Source organism: Paracoccus sp. SCN 68-21 (genome assembly GCF_001724535.1).
Classification (GTDB): Bacteria; Pseudomonadota; Alphaproteobacteria; order Rhodobacterales; family Rhodobacteraceae; genus Paracoccus; species Paracoccus hibiscisoli.
Genome location: NZ_MEES01000002.1, coordinates 23,060 through 38,480 on the forward strand (window position 1 = coordinate 23,060; position 15,421 = coordinate 38,480).

The window sequence follows — 15,421 nt, forward strand, 5'->3', positions numbered from 1 at the left end:
GTGAGCGATCCGACCAATGGCGACCCGCAGGGACCCTCGCGGCTGACCCTGACGAACCGCCGAATCTCGGCCACGCGCGACCAGGCGCTGACGGCCGACGGCGGTGCGCCGCGCTTTTCGCAGCCGGTGCGGCAGATCCTGCTGATGCTGACGGTGATGGGGCTGGTGGTGGCCGGGGGCTGGTTCGCCTATGGCCGCATCCTGTCCATCTTTGACGCGAACCGCTGGCTGAACGGGCTGATCCTGACGGTCTTTGCCCTGGGCGTGCTGGCCTGCTTCTGGCAGGTCGCGCAGCTGGTCGGTTCGGTCAGCTGGATCGAGCGTTTCGCCGCCCGCCGCCGCAACGCGGAGCGCACGACCGGCGACGACATGGCCCCGCGCTTGCTGGCGCCGCTGGCGTCGCTGTTGGGGTCGCGCGGACCTGCGGGCGGCGCGATCAGCGCCAGCTCTGCCCGGTCGATCCTGGATTCGGTCGCGACCCGCATCGACGAGGCGCGCGACATCACCCGCTATCTGGCCAACCTGCTGATCTTTCTGGGCCTTCTGGGCACGTTCTATGGGCTGGCGACGACGATTCCCGCCGTGGTGGACACCATCCGCGCCCTGTCGCCACAAAATGGCGAAACCGGGCTGGAGCTGTTCCAGAACCTGATGACGGGCCTGGAATCGCAGCTGGGCGGCATGGCCACGGCGTTTTCCTCGTCGCTGCTGGGTCTGGCGGGGTCGCTTGTCGTGGGCCTCTTGGAGCTGTTCGTGACGCATGGCCAGAACCGCTTCTACCGAGAGCTGGAGGAGTGGATGTCGGGCTTTACCCGCATCAGCGTGGCCTCGGGCGAGGGCGAGGGGGTCGATCAGGCGGCGCTGGCGGGGTTCCTGGACCAGATGGCGGGCCAGATGAACCGCCTGCAGACCTATCACACCGAACGCGACGCGCTGCGCGAGGAGGCCGCCCTGATGGCCGATGAGCGGGTCGTGGTCATGGCCCAGGCCATCGAGGCGTTGGTCCAGCAGGCCCAGGCCGAACGCAGCGCCTCGGACGGTCAGGCCGAACGCCTGACCCAGGCCCTGACGCGGCTGGCCGACAGCCCGCCACCCGCCCCCGACCTGTCGCGCTTGGAGGCCGCGCTGGACCGCCTTTCCGCCGACCTGACCCAGGGCCGCGACGAGATGCTGGCCGAGCTGCGATCGGACATCCTGGTGCTGACCCGTGCGGTTCGGGCCGCGCGCTTTGGCGACCCGTTCCGCGACGATCTGCTGACCCGCGGCGAGGGCTGAGGGCATGCGCCTGTCCCGCGGCTCATCGGCGCAGCGTTTCTCGTCCACGATCTGGCCGGGTTTCGTCGATGCGATGACGGCGCTGCTGCTGGTGCTGATGTTCGTGCTGACGATCTTTACCGTGGTGCAGGGGGTGCTGCGCGAACAGATCACCACCCAGGACGGCACGATCAGCGATCAGGGGCAGGTGATCTCGCGCCAGGAACGGCAACTGGACGATCTGGGTGCGCAGGTCGCGGCCCTGGGCCAGGCGCTGAACGCCGCCACCACCCGCGAGGCCGAGATGGCCGCATCGCTGGAGACCGAGGCCGAGCGCGCCGCCCGCGCCGAGGCCGAGGCCCGGGACCGCGCCGCCCGCATCGCGCGGCTGACCAGCCAGCTGGCCACCGGCCAGGCCGAGCTGGATCAGGCCCGCACCCGCCTGACCGATTTCGAGGCCGAGGTCGCGGCGTTGCTGGCTGAACGCGCCGCCAGCGCCACCCGGCTGAGCGCGCTGGAGGCCGATCTGGATCAGGCGCAGACCCGCGCCTCGGCCGCCGAACTGGCGGTGGCGGCGGCGCGGTCGGAAACCGATGCCCAGGCCGAGGCCGCGCGCCTGGCCGCCGCCCGCGCCGCCGCGTTGGAGGCGCTGGCCGCCGATCTGCGCGCCCAAACCGAGGCGCAGCAGGCGACGCTGGCACAGACCGAGACCCGCCTGACCGAGGCCGAACAGACCCGTCTGGCCGAGGCCGAGGCTGCGGCCCTGCTGCGCCAGCGCCTGGAGGGTGCGGATGCCGAACTGACCGCGATGACCTTGGCGCTGGAGGAACGCCGCCGCGAGGCGGAGGAGACGCTGACCCTGCTGGCCGCCGCCAATGCCGCCCGCGAGGAGGCCGAGGCCCAGGCCATGACCCAGCTGACCGAGGCCGAGCGTCAGGCCGCCCTACTGGCCACCGCGCGGGCGCAGCTGGCCGATCAACAGGATCTGTCGCAGGACAGCCAGCGCCGCGTCGCTGCCCTGAACGAGCAGGTGGCCCAGCTGCGCGCCCAACTGGGATCGCTGCAGGCGCTGCTGGATGCCGCCGGAGACGAGCAGGCCGATGCCGAGCTGCGCGTGTCCGATCTGGGGCAGCAGCTGAACGCCGCCCTGGTCCGCGCCGCCGAGGAGACCCGCGCCCGCCTGGCCCTGGAGGAGGAGGCCCGCCTGCGCGCCGAGGCCGAGGCGCAGGATCTGGCCCGCTATCGGTCCGAATTCTTTGGCCGCCTGTCCCAGATCCTGTCTGGCCGCGAGGGGGTGCAGGTGGTGGGCGACCGCTTCGTCTTCCAGTCCGAGGTGCTGTTCGCGCCGGGCGAGGCGACGCTGTCGGGCGCGGGCCGCGACCAGATCGCGGGTCTGGCCGCGCTGCTGACCGACGTGGCCGGAGAGATCCCGCCCGAGATCGACTGGATCATCCGCGTGGACGGCCATACCGACAGCCTGCCGCTGTCGGGCACGGGCCGCTATGCCGACAACTGGGAGCTGAGCCAGGGTCGGGCGCTGGCCGTTGTGCGCTATCTGGCGGATGACCTGGGCTTTCCGGCGGCGCGGCTGGCGCCGACCGGTTTTGCGGATACGCGCCCCATCGCCCCCGAGGACAGCCCCGAAGGCCGCGCCCTGAACCGCCGAATCGAGCTGAAACTGACCGAGCGTTAATGCCCGACGGTGCGTGAGAACACGTTGATCACAATCACCCCGGTGACGATCAGCACCAGCCCCAGCACCGCAGGCCCGTCCAGCCGCTGGCCGAACACGACCAGCCCGATCATTGCGACCAGCGCCACGCCGCAGGCGCTCCAGATGGCATAGGCGACACCCAGGGGCAGCACCTTCAGGCTGACCGACAGAAGGTAGAAGCTGGCCAGATAGCAGACCGCCATCCCGACCGTGGGCGCCAAGCGGGTGAACTGTTCAGAGCGCTGCAGCAGGGTGGTGCCCAGCACCTCCAGCGCGATGGCCGCGCCGAGCGGAACGTAGGGGGACAGGGTCATCGGAACTCACCGTTTGATGCCCCATCGTTTTGGCGACGGGGTAGGGCCAGTCAAGCGGTTTCGCGTGGGCCGGAGTTGCCGGAGACCGAAGGTGCCCACGACCGGGCCGATGCTCTAGGCTGCTACCGCGCAAGCAGGGGGCCTTGCCTGATCCCGGTCGCGGCGTTCGCCGCATCGGACACCTCAGGGCGGCTCAGGCCGCGTCGGTCGTCTCGGGCGACAGGGGCCGCTCGTCGGACAGGCCGGCCATATGCTTTAGGTGCCGCTCAAGCTCGGAGTTGATCTCGGCGCCGACCAGCACGATCGTGGCGTTCAGCCACAGCCAAGTCATCAGCGCGATCACCGCGCCAAGCGAGCCGTAGGTTTCGTTATAGTTGCCGAAATTCACCGCATACCAGGAAAACAGCATCGAGGTGATGACCAGCGCCAGCGCCGCAAAGACCGCGCCCGGCGACACCCACCGCCAGCGTGACTTGGGCGCCGCAGGCCCCCACCGATAGACCGCCGCCAGTGCCAAGACCAGCAGGCCCAGCATCAGCGGCCAGCGGATGATCGACAGGATGGTCTCTGCCCCCCACCCGATGGGCAGCAGGCGCAGCACCCAAGGCAGCACCGCGATCACGCCCAGCATCAGCACGATCATCGCCAGCCCGCCCAAGGTGAAGGCCATCGCCACCAGGTTCAGCCGGACAAAGCCGCGCGTCTCGCGCTGGAACACCGCGACGTTCAGCGCCGACAGCAGCGCCTTCATCCCGCCATTGGCAGACCAGAAGGCCACCAGCAGCGCGATGAAACCCGCCACCGACAAGGCCCCGGTCGAGGCCGAGGCGATCGAAACGACCTGCCCGCGGATGATCTCCAGCGAGCTTTCGGGCAGCAGATCCTCCAGCATCGCCAGATGCGACTGGATCGTGTTGGGATCGGCCCACAGACCATAGAGCGACACAAAGGCCGTGATTGCCGGGAACAGCGACAGCAGCCCGAAAAACGTCACGCCCCCCGACACCGACGTCACCCTGTCCTCGCCGATCTGTTTCACGGTGGCCTTGGCCACCGCGATCACATCGGCCCGCGACATGTCGCGCAGGCCGGGCTGGGGGCCGGTGGGGGCGGCGGCGGGCTGATCGCCCTCCAGCCCGAACCGCTGGCGCGTTTCCTGATCCAGGGGGGCGAAGAACGCGTCGGCGATGCCGGGCTGTCTGGTCATGCGGGGTCCCTTTCGTGGTCCGGATCAGATCCGGGTGTCGTCATGCGGCGCGCGGGGGGCGCGGTCCTGCGTGGCGCCGGGCCGGGGTCCGGGCGCACCGTTCAGGATGGCGCGCAGCTGGTCGGCGGCCGCCACGAAATCGCCCACGATGGTCGTGGCCTGGCTGGACACGCCCCGGAACGACTGGAACGCGGCGGCCAGCGACTGCGCCACGCCGTTCAGACCCTGCGACAGGTCGGTGGCGGTGCGCGTCAGGTTCTGGGCGACATTGCCGCCCCGACCGCGCGACGCATTGGCGCGCAGGCGGGCGGCCTGGGCGCTGTCCTCACGCGATTGGGCGCGGACGCGGCGGCGCATCGCCTCGCGCTCCTCCTCGTCCAGCGTGGCAAAGCGCGGGGCCACCGGGGGGCGGTCGTGGGAGGCGCGGTCATAGGACGGCCGCGGATGATCGTCCCCGCCGGCCAGCTTGCGCGCCAGCAGGCTGGACGCGGCCGTGATGCCCGCGACGCCAAGGGCGACGCCCGCCCAGACCACGACCTTGGCCGAGGTCGTCACGTCGTCATGACGCGATGCCGCGCGGCGCGGGGCGGAGGCGGGGCGGTGGCCCGTGGGGACGGGCCGGGGTCCGAACCGGGTCTGGCTGGTGCGGTCGGCCTCGGTGGCGGGGGCTGTGGGGTCGTGGGGGCGGCGCATGGCAATCTCCGGTCGGTTGTCTGAACTGTTGCGACCGAACCCGCCGCGCCTGCGGAATGTTCCCCCGCCATTCGCGCGCAACGCATGAAAACTTGCCCCCGCCCCCCTGCCCCGCTATGCCCCGACGCAGCAAAAGGAGCCCGCCATGATCCCGCGTTACAGCCGCCCCGATATGGTCGCCATCTGGTCCCCCGAGACCAAGTTCCGCATCTGGTACGAGATCGAGGCCCATGCCTGCGACGCGCAGGCCGATCTGGGCGTGATCCCGCGTGAAAACGCGGAGGCCGTCTGGCGCGCCAAGGATGTCCAGTTCGACGTGGCCCGCATCGACGAGATCGAGGCCGTCACCAAGCATGACGTGATCGCCTTCCTGACCCATCTGGCCGAACATGTGGGCGCCGATCAGGCACGCTTTGTCCATCAGGGCATGACCAGCAGCGACGTCTTGGACACCACGCTGAACGTGCAGCTGGTCCGCGCCAGTGACATCCTTCTGGCGGGGATGGACCGGGTTCTGGCCGCGCTGAAGACACGCGCGCATGAGCACAAGGACACGGTCCGCATCGGCCGCAGCCACGGCATCCACGCGGAACCCACCACGATGGGACTGACCTTCGCCCGCTTCTATGCCGAGATGGCCCGCGGCCGCGCCCGGCTGGAGGCCGCGCGCCACGAGATCGCCACCGGCGCGATCAGCGGCGCGGTCGGCACCTTCGCCAATATCGACCCCGCGGTCGAGGAGCATGTCTGCGCGAAGCTGGGCCTGCGCCCCGAGCCGATCAGCACCCAGGTCATCCCGCGCGACCGTCATGCGATGTTTTTTGCCGTGCTGGGCGTCATCGCCAGCAGCATCGAGAACATCGCCATCGAGATCCGCCACATGCAGCGCACCGAAGTGTTGGAGGCTGAGGAGTTCTTTAGCCCCGGCCAGAAGGGCTCCAGCGCAATGCCGCACAAGCGCAACCCGGTCCTGACCGAGAACCTGACCGGCCTTGCCCGTCTGGTCCGCATGTCGGTCATCCCCGCGATGGAGAACGTGGCGCTGTGGCACGAACGCGACATCAGCCATTCCTCGGTCGAGCGTGCCATCGGGCCGGACACCACGATCACGCTGGATTTCGCGCTGCACCGTCTGGCGGGCGTGGTCGAAAAGCTGGTGATCTACCCCGAGACGATGCTGGCCAACATGAACAAATTCAAGGGCCTGGTCATGTCGCAGCGGGTGCTGCTGGCGCTGACGCAGGCGGGCGTGTCGCGCGAGGACAGCTATCGCCTGGTCCAGCGCAACGCCATGAAGGTCTGGGAAAAAGGCGCCGACTTCAAGACCGAGCTGCTGGCCGATCCGGAGGTCACCGCCGCCCTCTCGCCGGCCGAGATCGAGGAAAAGTTCGATCTGGGCTATCACACCAAGCATGTCGACACGATCTTTGCCCGCGTCTTTGGCGCCGATCCGGTGTAAAAGGGTTTGGCGTCAACCTTGCGTTAGGGTTGTCGTGGCAGGATACCGGCACGGATTGTGATCGGAGGCGCGCATGACAAGCCAGACGGGGCTGAACCAGCGGCAGAAGGCGGCGGTGATCGTGCGCCTTTTGCTGGACGATGACGAGGTTGCGGGGCTGGACCGCCTGGACACGGCGACCCAGACCCTCCTGGCGCAGGAAATGGCCGGGATGGAGCTGATCGACCGCAACACCCGTGATGCGGTCATCACCGAATTCTGCGACCGGCTGGAGGCCGTGGGCGTCACCTTTCCCGGCAATCTGGACGGCACCCTGGCCATGCTGGGCGCGCGCCTGTCGGATGACAGCACCGACCAGCTGCGCCGGACGGCGGCCATCAACGGGCATTCGGACCCCTGGGTGCGGCTGTGCGACCTGCCCAAGGAATCGCTGATCGCGCTGGCCAATGCCGAATCGGTCGAGCTGGTGGCGCTGATGCTGTCCAAGCTGCCGGTCGAGGCGGCATCCGCCACCTTCATCGCCCTACCCCGCGAACGCGCGCGGGTCGTGGCGCAGGCGATGTCGATGACCTCGGGGGTGGCGCCAGCCGCGCTGCGCCGGGTGGGGCTGGTCCTGCTGCAGGCGGCCGAGGCGCTGCCCAAACCTGCCATCCCGACGCCCGCCTGCGACCGGATGGGGGCGATCCTGAATTTCGCGACCGCCGATCTGCGCGACGACGTGCTAGGCGCGCTGGACGAACGCGACATGGAATTCGCCGATGGGGTGCGCAAGGCGATCTTCATCTTTGCCCATATCCCGGCCCGGATCGAACCGCGCGAGGTCCCCAAGATCGTCCGAGAGCTGGACCAGACGACCCTGGTGCGGGCCCTTGCCGCCCCGGCAGAGGCCGATGCCGCCGCGGCCGAGTTCATCCTGTCCAACCTGTCGCAGCGCATGGCCGACGGTCTGCGCGAGGAACGCGAGGCCTTGGGCAAGCCGCGCGCCAAGGATGTCGACGAGGCCATGACCGAGGTCATCAACGCCATCCGCCGTCTGCAGGAATCTAACCAGCTGACCCTCAAGCTGCCGCAGGACGAGGAATAGGCGCGGGCTTGTCCCCGCCGCGCGGCCGGGCGATAACCCCGCGACCGGAGGCCCTGATGACCAACCAGATCGCCATTGCCCTGCTGCTGCTGATCGTCGCGGTGTTCGCTGCGGACCAGATCTGGCTGGGGGGCGACCTTCCGCTGGTCGCGGCCAGGACGATGGACCAGTTCATCGAATATGTCAGCTTCTGGCGCTGAGGGCTGACGAGCCCGGCAGCCGTTTCGGCATTTGCATCGCCCCTGCCGCCACGCTACACCACGGGCAACCATCACCTGCTCGAGAGGGATACCCATGGCAGTCAAGGTCGCCATCAACGGCTTCGGCCGGATCGGTCGCAACGTCCTGCGCGCAATCATCGAATCGGGCCGCACCGACATCGAGGTCGTCGCCATCAACGACCTGGGCCCGGTCGAGACGAACGCCCACCTGCTGCGCTATGACAGCGTCCATGGCCGCTTTCCGGCCACGGTGACGGTGTCTGGCGACAGCATCGACGTGGGTCGCGGCCCGATCAAGGTCACCGCCATCCGCAACCCGGCAGAGCTGCCTTGGGGCGATGTCGACGTCATCATGGAATGCACGGGCCTGTTCACGTCCAAGGACAAGGTTCAGGCGCATCTGTCGACGGGCGCCAAGCGCGTGCTGATCTCGGCGCCGGGCGACAATGCCGACAAGACCATCGTCTATGGCGTGAACCATGACACGCTGACCAAGGACGACCTGGTCGTGTCGAACGCAAGCTGCACCACGAACTGCCTGTCGCCGGTGGTCAAGGTCCTGAACGACACGATCGGCATCGATCGCGGCTTCATGACCACGATCCACAGCTATACCGGCGATCAGCCGACGCTGGACACGATGCACAAGGACCTGTACCGCGCCCGCGCCGCGGCGCTGTCGATGATCCCGACCTCGACCGGGGCCGCCAAGGCCGTGGGCTTGGTTTTGCCAGAGCTGAAGGGCAAGCTGGATGGCGTGGCTATCCGCGTGCCGACGCCCAATGTCTCGGTCGTGGACCTGGTGTTCGAGGCCAGCCGCGACACCTCGATCGCCGAGATCAACGGCGCCATCAAGGCAGCCGCCGACGGCCCGCTGAAGGGCGTGCTGGGCTATACCGAGGAATCGCTGGTCTCAACCGACTTCAACCACGATCCGCATTCGTCGATCTTCCACATGGACCAGACCAAGGTCATGGAGGGCCGCATGGTCCGCATCCTGACCTGGTACGATAACGAATGGGGCTTCTCGAACCGCATGTCGGACACGGCCGTGGCGATGGGCAAGCTGATCTGATCGCCATCCCAGATTGAAAGACGGCGGGGCCAGAGCGTCCCGCCGTTTTCCGTTCAGCGCCCCGTGGCGCATCAATCGGCGTAGATCATCCGCACGCTCATCCCGCCATCGGCGACGAAGCGCTGGCCAGTGATGAACCCGGCCTCATCCGACGCCAACCAGGCGACCAGGCCCGAGATATCCTCGACCCGACCCACGCGACCCACCGGGTGCTGGCTGCGGTCGCGGTCAGAGTGTTCGGGCTCGTACCGGTTGGCGGCCTTTTGCCAGGGGCCGGTCTCGATCCAGCCGGGAAGGATGCAGTTCGCGCGGATCTGCGGCCCCAGGCTGACCGCCAGCGCATGGGTCAGCGCCACCAGCGCGCCCTTGGCCGCGGCATAGGCCTCGGTCTGCGGTTCGGACTGCAGCGCGCGGGTGGAGGCGATGGTCACGATGCTGCCCCGCGCCTGCCGCAGCAGCGGCACCGACCGCCGGATCGTCAGAAAGGCCCCGGTGACGTGACTGTCCTGCCAGCGCCGCCAATCGGCCAGGGACAGATCTTCGATCGGGCCGCTGACCGGGTTGGCCACGCCGGCGTTGCAGACCAGCAGATCCAGCCCGCCATCCCCCAGCCAACCGTCCAGCGCCAGCATGCCCTGCGCCACCTGCGCCTCGGAGCCGACATCGACCGGAAGGCACAGCAGATTGGGGTCCTGATCACGCAACTCGTCCAGCGCCTCGGCATCCAGGTCGAACACTGCGACGCGCCAGCCGTCGGTACGCAATCGTGTGACAATGCCCCTGCCGATTCCCTGCGCGCCGCCGGTGATCAATGCCGTCTTCATCCCGATGCTCCGTGTTGGGTCCGTCGGACCCCAACATCCGGGCGCGGCGGTCGTTCCGCCGCCTCAGCCGGACTTCACGGCGGTCAGGCGGCGGGAATTGGCGCGGGTGCGGCGGCCATAGGGGCGCATGCCCGCGGACAGCATGCGTTCCGTGCTGTGCCCGCGCATCCCGGCGCTGGCCATGGCGAACAGCGATTCCGACACGGCGGCGTGCTTTTCGGCGACCATGCGGAACGGCTCTCCGGGGGCCTGGACCATCAGGCCCATCATCCCGGCCATCCGCAGGCCGATCACCATGTTGGATTCGATCGCGATGCGGGCGAATTGCGACACCAGTCTTACCTGTGAGGCGGGCAGAATCATCGGCATCATCGGGTTCATCGGTGAAATCCTTTCGGCGGCCTTGGACAAAACCTGCCAAGCATCGCCACTGTGCGCCCCTTGGCGCGCACACTCAACCGCCACTTTCGGACAGGGTTCCCGAAATATGAACGCGGCTGCTTGGCAAGGGGCCGTTGCCGTGGTTAGAGGCACCCTCATGACACAGACGCTGACACTTCGCCGCCCGGACGACTGGCACCTGCATCTGCGCGATGGCGCGATGCTGGCCGCGGTCGCGCCGCATTCCGCGCAATTCGGCCGCGCGATCATCATGCCCAACCTGGTGCCGCCGGTCACGACCGGCGCGCAGGCAGCCGCCTATCGCGACCGCATCCGTGCCGCCCTGCCTGCGGGTGCGGCGCTGGACCCGCAGATGGTGCTGTACCTGACCGACACGACCGACGCCGCCGATGTGGTGGCCGCATTCCGTGCCGGGATCATCCGCGCGGTCAAGCTGTATCCGGCAGGCGCCACGACCAACAGCGCGTCCGGGGTGACCGATTTCGACCGCGTCCAGCCGGTGCTGGAGGCGATGGCCGAGGCCGGTGTGACGCTGTGCGTGCACGGAGAGGTCACCGACCCGTCCGTGGACATCTTCGACCGCGAGGCCGTGTTCATCGACACCGTACTGGACCCGCTGCGCCGCCGCACGCCGGGGCTGCGCGTGGTGATGGAGCATATCACCACCTCCCAGGGCGTCGACTATGCCCGCGCGGGCGACGACGATCTGGCCGCGACGATCACCACGCATCACCTGGTCATCAACCGCAACGCCATCCTGGCGGGGGGCATCCGGCCGCATTACTACTGCCTGCCGGTCGCGAAACGCGAATCGCACCGCCTGGCGCTGCGCGAGGCTGCGACCAGCGGCGATGCGCGGTTCTTTCTGGGCACCGACAGCGCGCCGCACACCGACGCCGCCAAGCTGCAGCCCTGCGGCTGCGCGGGCTGTTTCACGGCGCCGAACACCATGTCGATTCTGGCGCAGGTGTTTCAGGATGACGGCGCGCTGGACCGGCTGGAGGCCTTCACCAGCCTCAACGGCGCGGCCTTCTATCGGATGGCGCCCAATGACGACCGCATCACCCTGACGCGCCGCGATGCACCTGCGGAATACCCCGCGCAGATCACCGCGGGCGATGAGACCGTCACCGTCTTCGACCCCGGATTTCCGCTGTTCTGGCACCTGGAGGACATATGAGCCTGACCTTCCCCGCGCGCGACGAGATCGCCCGCCTGACCGCCCGGATGCTGCTGGAGATCAAGGCCGTCGATTTCAACGCGGCCCAGCCCTTCACCTATGCGTCCGGCCTGAAGGGCCCGACCTATGTGGATTGCCGCCGCATCATCAGCTTTCCGCGCGTCCGCGCCACGCTGATGGATTTCATGGCCGCGACCGTCATGCGCGACGCGGGCTTCGAGGCCTTCGACAATGTCGCGGGCGGCGAGACGGCCGGTATCCCCTTCGGTGCGCTGGTCGCGGAACGGCTTGGCCTGCCGATGACCTATGTGCGGAAAAAGCCCAAGGGTTACGGCCGCAACGCCCGGATCGAGGGCGTGATGACCGAGGGCCAGCGGGTCCTGCTGGTCGAGGATCTGACCACCGATGGCGGCAGCAAGCTGTCCTTCGTCGATGCGATCCGCGAGACGGGCGCCACCTGCGCCCATACGGCGGTGATCTTCTACTATGGCATCTTCCCCGAGACCACGCAGCGGCTGGCCGATCACGGCGTGGCGCTGCATCACCTGTGCACCTGGTGGGACGTCCTGGCCGAGGCCCGCGCCCAGGGGTCGTTCGACGAGGCGACCCTGACCGAGGTCGAGGCCTTTCTGACCGACCCCCGCGCCTGGCAGGCGGCAAACGGCTGACGGCCGGGTTATCCACAGCCTGTCCACAGTGTCATACACCGAAATCCGGTGCCGGGCGATTTCAACGTCCGGCCCTTTGCGCTACGCTCCCCCGCGACCCTACCGAAAGACAGGCACGAACATGACCGGCTTGCGCGTGATCATTCCCGGACAAATCGAGGGCGGCGAGGACAAGCAGCCCATCCCCTATTCGCTGGAGGCCGAACAGCAATTGCTGGGCGCGCTGCTGACGAACAACGACGTGTTCGACCGGGTCAGCCAGATCATCAAGTCCGAACATTTCTATCACCCCGTCCATGCGCGTATCTTTGACATCTGCGCCGAACGCATCCGCCGCAACGCGCTGGCCAGCCCGGTCACGATCAAGGCGTTCCTGGACAATGACGAGGGCCTGAAGGAGCTGGGCGGCCCGGCCTATCTGGCCCGTATGGCTGCGGCGGCCATCAGCGCCTATGCCGCGCGCGACTATGCGCAGATGATCCGCGAATTCGCGCTGCGCCGCGAGCTGATGCTGCTGGGTCAGGACATCACCGCCCGCGCCCAGACCGTCGAGGTGGGCGACGACGCCGAGGAGCAGATCAAGGCCGCGGAACAGACGCTGTACAAGCTGGGCGAGGCAGGGACGGCGGAACGCGGGTTCCAGTCCTTCCTCAAGGCCGTGACCGGCGCCGTGCAGGTGGCCAATGCCGCCTATCAGCGCGACGGCAAGCTGTCGGGGATTTCCACCGGGCTGATCGATCTGGACGGCAAGATGGGCGGTCTGAACAATTCGGACCTGATCATCCTGGCCGGCCGCCCGTCGATGGGCAAGACCGCGCTGGCGACCAACATCGCCTTCAACATCGCCAAATCGCACAAGCTGGGCGAAAAGCCCGACGGCACCCAAGGGTCGGTCGAGGGCGGCGTCGTGGGCTTTTTCAGCCTCGAGATGTCGGCCGAACAGCTGGCCGCCCGCATCCTGTCCGAGGCCGCCGAGGTGCCGTCCGAACGCATCCGCTCCGGCAACATGGACGAAGGCGAATTCCGCCGTTTCGTCGAGGCCGCGCATGCGCTGCAGAACTGCCCGCTGTTCATCGATGACACGCCCGCCCTGCCCATCAACCAGTTGGCCGCCCGCGCCCGCAAGCTCAAGCGCACGCATGGGCTGGACGTGCTGATCGTGGACTATCTTCAGCTGCTGAAGGCCGCGACCGCCAAGGACAGCCGCGTGAACGAGGTGTCGGAAATCACCCAGGGCCTCAAGGCCGTGGCCAAGGAGCTGAACATCCCCGTCATCGCCCTGTCCCAGCTGTCCCGCCAGGTCGAGAACCGCGAGGACAAGCGTCCCCAACTGTCCGACCTGCGCGAATCCGGCTCGATCGAGCAGGACGCCGATATCGTGATGTTCGTGTTCCGCGAGGAATACTACAAGGAACGCGAAAAGCCCTCGGACAGCGATCTGGACGCGATGGCCCGCTGGCAGCAGGTGATGGAGAACGTCCACGGCAAGGCCGAGGTCATCCTGGGCAAGCAGCGCCACGGCCCCATCGGCACGGTCGAGCTGGCCTTCGAGGGTCAGTTCACCCGCTTCGGCAACCTCGCCCGCGACAGACAGTCGCAATGGGACTGAACCTGCCCATCCCGGTCGCCACGATCGGGCTGCTTCTGGCGTCCAACGTCTTCATGACGGTGGCGTGGTATGGGCACCTGAAATTTAAGACCGCGCCGCTGGTCACGGTGATCTTCATCAGCTGGGGCATCGCGTTTTTCGAATACCTGATGCAGGTGCCCGCCAACCGCATCGGCTACGGCTATTACAGCGCCGCCCAGCTGAAAACGATCCAGGAGGTCATCAGCCTCTCGGTCTTCGCCCTCTTCTCCTGGCTCTACCTGGGCGAAAAGTTGGGCTGGCAGCATGGCGTCGGCTTCTCGCTGATCTGCCTCGGCGCGTGGTTCATCTTCCACGATTTCGGCTGAGGCACCGTCCCCGGGGGGTGCGGGGGGCTGGCCCCCCGCCGTCGCGGGACGCAATCCCTCCCCATCTGGCGCAGCGCGAAACCGCGCGCTAAGGAGGAATCAGCGGGTCTGTCTGCACATCGTGCAAACGCCCCGCCGATCCGGAGATTGTCATGCGCACGCCCCCCCATATGCTGACGCTGGTCGCCCTGTCGGGCGTCTCGGCCCTGTCGATGAACGTGTTCCTGCCCTCGCTGCCGGGCATGGCGCGGGATTTCGGCGTGGAATACGGCGTGATGCAGCTGTCGGTCTCGGCCTATATCGGGGCCAGCGCGGTGCTGCAGCTGCTGGGCGGGCCGCTCAGCGACCGCTTCGGGCGCAGACCCGTGGTGATCTGGGGGCTGGTGGGCTTCCTGCTGGCGACCATCGGCACGCTGCTGGCCACGACGGCGACCACCTTCCTCATCTTCCGCCTGCTGCAATCGGTGATCACTGTCTGCATGCTGGTCCCCCGCGCCGTGGTCCGCGACCTCTATGACGGCGACCGGGCGGCCTCGATGCTGGGCTATGTCACGATGGGCATGGCCGTGGTGCCGATGATGGCCCCCGTCTTCGGCGGCGTCCTGGACGAGCTGTTCGGCTGGCAGGCGAATTTCGTCGTCATGGGCCTTCTGGGCATCGCCGTCCTGGCCCTCGCCTTCCGCGACATGGGAGAGACGGTGCGCGGCGGTGGCATGCCCCTGCGGGCGCAGATGGTGAACTATCCCATCCTTGCGCGCTCGCACCGCTTCTGGGGCTATTGCGCGGCGGCGACGCTGTCCTCGGGTGCGTTCTTCGCCTATCTGGGCGGCGCGCCCTTCGTGGGCGACCAGGTCTTTGGCCTGACGCCCGCGCAGGTCGGCTATTGGTTCGCCGCGCCCTCCATCGGCTATATCCTGGGCAACTATCTTTCGGCGCGCTTCTCTCCGGTGCTGGGCCTGAACCGGATGATCCTGATGGGCGCGCTGGTCTGCGCTGCGGCGCTTTCCGTCTCGCTGATGCTGGACCTTGCGGGCATCGTGCGGCCGCTGTTCTTCTTTGGCGCCATTGCGCTGATGGGCCTGGGCAACGGCATGGTCCTGCCCAACGCCAATGCCGGCATGATGAGCGTGCGCCCCGAACTGGCGGGCACAGCATCGGGCTTGGGGGGTGCGCTGGCCGTGGCCGGGGGTGCGGCGCTGTCGGCGCTGGCGGGCGCGCTTCTGCAACCGGGCAGCGGGGCCACGCCGCTGCTGGCCATCATGTGCGCCTCGGCGCTTGGGTCGCTGGTGGCGATCGGGTGGGTGCTCAGGCGCGAACGCCAGCTGGCCCGACAGGGCTGAGCCTCTTGCGGCAGGGCCTTTGCAACCGCT

16 protein-coding genes are annotated in these 15,421 nt (G+C 68.1%); 11 read left to right on the plus strand and 5 right to left on the minus strand.

What is annotated here, in order from left to right:
- The gene (locus ABS73_RS00860) at nucleotides 1-1,275 is read left to right on the plus strand and encodes a biopolymer transporter ExbB (protein WP_338118604.1); all 1,275 of its coding nucleotides are present in this window, start codon (nucleotides 1-3) and stop codon (nucleotides 1,273-1,275) included.
- A 4-nt stretch (nucleotides 1,276-1,279) separates the two neighbouring features.
- Entirely contained in the window at nucleotides 1,280-2,947 is a 1,668-nt protein-coding gene (locus ABS73_RS00865; protein WP_277022622.1) for a peptidoglycan -binding protein, read from the plus strand.
- Here the strand turns inward: ABS73_RS00865 and ABS73_RS00870 are convergent.
- The 3 genes from ABS73_RS00870 to ABS73_RS00880 all read right to left on the minus strand — a co-directional run bounded on the left by ABS73_RS00870 (nucleotide 2,944) and on the right by ABS73_RS00880 (nucleotide 5,182).
- The gene (locus ABS73_RS00870; RefSeq protein WP_277022619.1) at nucleotides 2,944-3,282 is read right to left on the minus strand and encodes an SMR family transporter; all 339 of its coding nucleotides are present in this window, start codon (nucleotides 3,280-3,282) and stop codon (nucleotides 2,944-2,946) included. The two genes, ABS73_RS00865 and ABS73_RS00870, sit on opposite strands and share 4 nt — an antisense overlap.
- Before the next feature lie 193 nt (nucleotides 3,283-3,475).
- Nucleotides 3,476-4,489, minus strand: a complete 1,014-nt coding sequence (locus ABS73_RS00875; RefSeq protein WP_277022616.1) for a YihY/virulence factor BrkB family protein — start codon at nucleotides 4,487-4,489, stop codon at nucleotides 3,476-3,478.
- A 24-nt stretch (nucleotides 4,490-4,513) separates the two neighbouring features.
- Complete coding sequence (locus tag ABS73_RS00880; protein ID WP_277022613.1) at nucleotides 4,514-5,182, minus strand: hypothetical protein; 669 nt, start codon at nucleotides 5,180-5,182, stop codon at nucleotides 4,514-4,516.
- Between the two features lie 145 nt (nucleotides 5,183-5,327).
- Between ABS73_RS00880 and purB the strand changes: the two genes are divergently transcribed.
- The 4 genes from purB (at nucleotide 5,328) to gap (ending at nucleotide 9,021) form a co-directional block, all read left to right on the plus strand.
- Nucleotides 5,328-6,641: an adenylosuccinate lyase gene (gene purB, locus ABS73_RS00885; RefSeq protein WP_277022610.1), complete on the plus strand. Its 1,314-nt coding sequence runs from the start codon at nucleotides 5,328-5,330 to the stop codon at nucleotides 6,639-6,641.
- A 73-nt stretch (nucleotides 6,642-6,714) separates the two neighbouring features.
- A complete protein-coding gene (locus ABS73_RS00890; RefSeq protein WP_277022607.1) occupies nucleotides 6,715-7,725 on the plus strand; it encodes a FliG C-terminal domain-containing protein in 1,011 nt (336 codons plus the stop codon).
- Between the two features lie 56 nt (nucleotides 7,726-7,781).
- Nucleotides 7,782-7,925 carry a hypothetical protein gene (locus ABS73_RS00895; protein ID WP_277022604.1) on the plus strand — a complete coding sequence of 48 codons (144 nt, stop codon included), beginning with the start codon at nucleotides 7,782-7,784 and terminating at the stop codon, nucleotides 7,923-7,925.
- Nucleotides 7,926-8,019: 94 nt separating this feature from the next.
- Entirely contained in the window at nucleotides 8,020-9,021 is a 1,002-nt protein-coding gene (gene gap, locus ABS73_RS00900) for a type I glyceraldehyde-3-phosphate dehydrogenase (RefSeq protein WP_277022601.1), read from the plus strand.
- Between the two features lie 71 nt (nucleotides 9,022-9,092).
- Here gap and ABS73_RS00905 read toward each other — a convergent pair whose 3' ends face one another.
- On the minus strand, nucleotides 9,093-9,845 hold the full coding sequence (locus ABS73_RS00905) for an SDR family oxidoreductase (RefSeq protein ID WP_277022599.1): 753 nt from the start codon (nucleotides 9,843-9,845) through the stop codon (nucleotides 9,093-9,095).
- Between the two features lie 63 nt (nucleotides 9,846-9,908).
- On the minus strand, nucleotides 9,909-10,226 hold the full coding sequence (locus tag ABS73_RS00910; protein ID WP_277022596.1) for an antibiotic ABC transporter: 318 nt from the start codon (nucleotides 10,224-10,226) through the stop codon (nucleotides 9,909-9,911).
- 157 nt (nucleotides 10,227-10,383) lie between these two features.
- On the opposite strand from ABS73_RS00910, the gene pyrC reads away from it, so the two are divergent.
- The 5 genes from pyrC (at nucleotide 10,384) to ABS73_RS00935 (ending at nucleotide 15,391) form a co-directional block, all read left to right on the plus strand.
- Nucleotides 10,384-11,427 (plus strand): dihydroorotase, encoded by a 1,044-nt coding sequence (gene pyrC, locus ABS73_RS00915; RefSeq protein ID WP_277022594.1) that lies wholly within the window; start codon nucleotides 10,384-10,386, stop codon nucleotides 11,425-11,427.
- On the plus strand, nucleotides 11,424-12,095 hold the full coding sequence (locus ABS73_RS00920; RefSeq protein ID WP_136857276.1) for an orotate phosphoribosyltransferase: 672 nt from the start codon (nucleotides 11,424-11,426) through the stop codon (nucleotides 12,093-12,095). Before pyrC ends, ABS73_RS00920 begins: the two co-directional genes overlap by 4 nt.
- A gap of 121 nt (nucleotides 12,096-12,216) precedes the next feature.
- Nucleotides 12,217-13,704, plus strand: coding sequence for a replicative DNA helicase (locus tag ABS73_RS00925; protein ID WP_136857275.1), 1,488 nt, complete (start codon nucleotides 12,217-12,219; stop codon nucleotides 13,702-13,704).
- Nucleotides 13,695-14,051, plus strand: a complete 357-nt coding sequence (locus ABS73_RS00930; protein WP_277022589.1) for a DMT family protein — start codon at nucleotides 13,695-13,697, stop codon at nucleotides 14,049-14,051. The genes ABS73_RS00925 and ABS73_RS00930 overlap by 10 nt, the downstream gene beginning before the upstream one ends.
- A 152-nt stretch (nucleotides 14,052-14,203) precedes the next feature.
- On the plus strand, nucleotides 14,204-15,391 hold the full coding sequence (locus tag ABS73_RS00935; RefSeq protein WP_277022587.1) for a multidrug effflux MFS transporter: 1,188 nt from the start codon (nucleotides 14,204-14,206) through the stop codon (nucleotides 15,389-15,391).
- The last annotated feature ends 30 nt before the right edge of the window (nucleotides 15,392-15,421 follow it).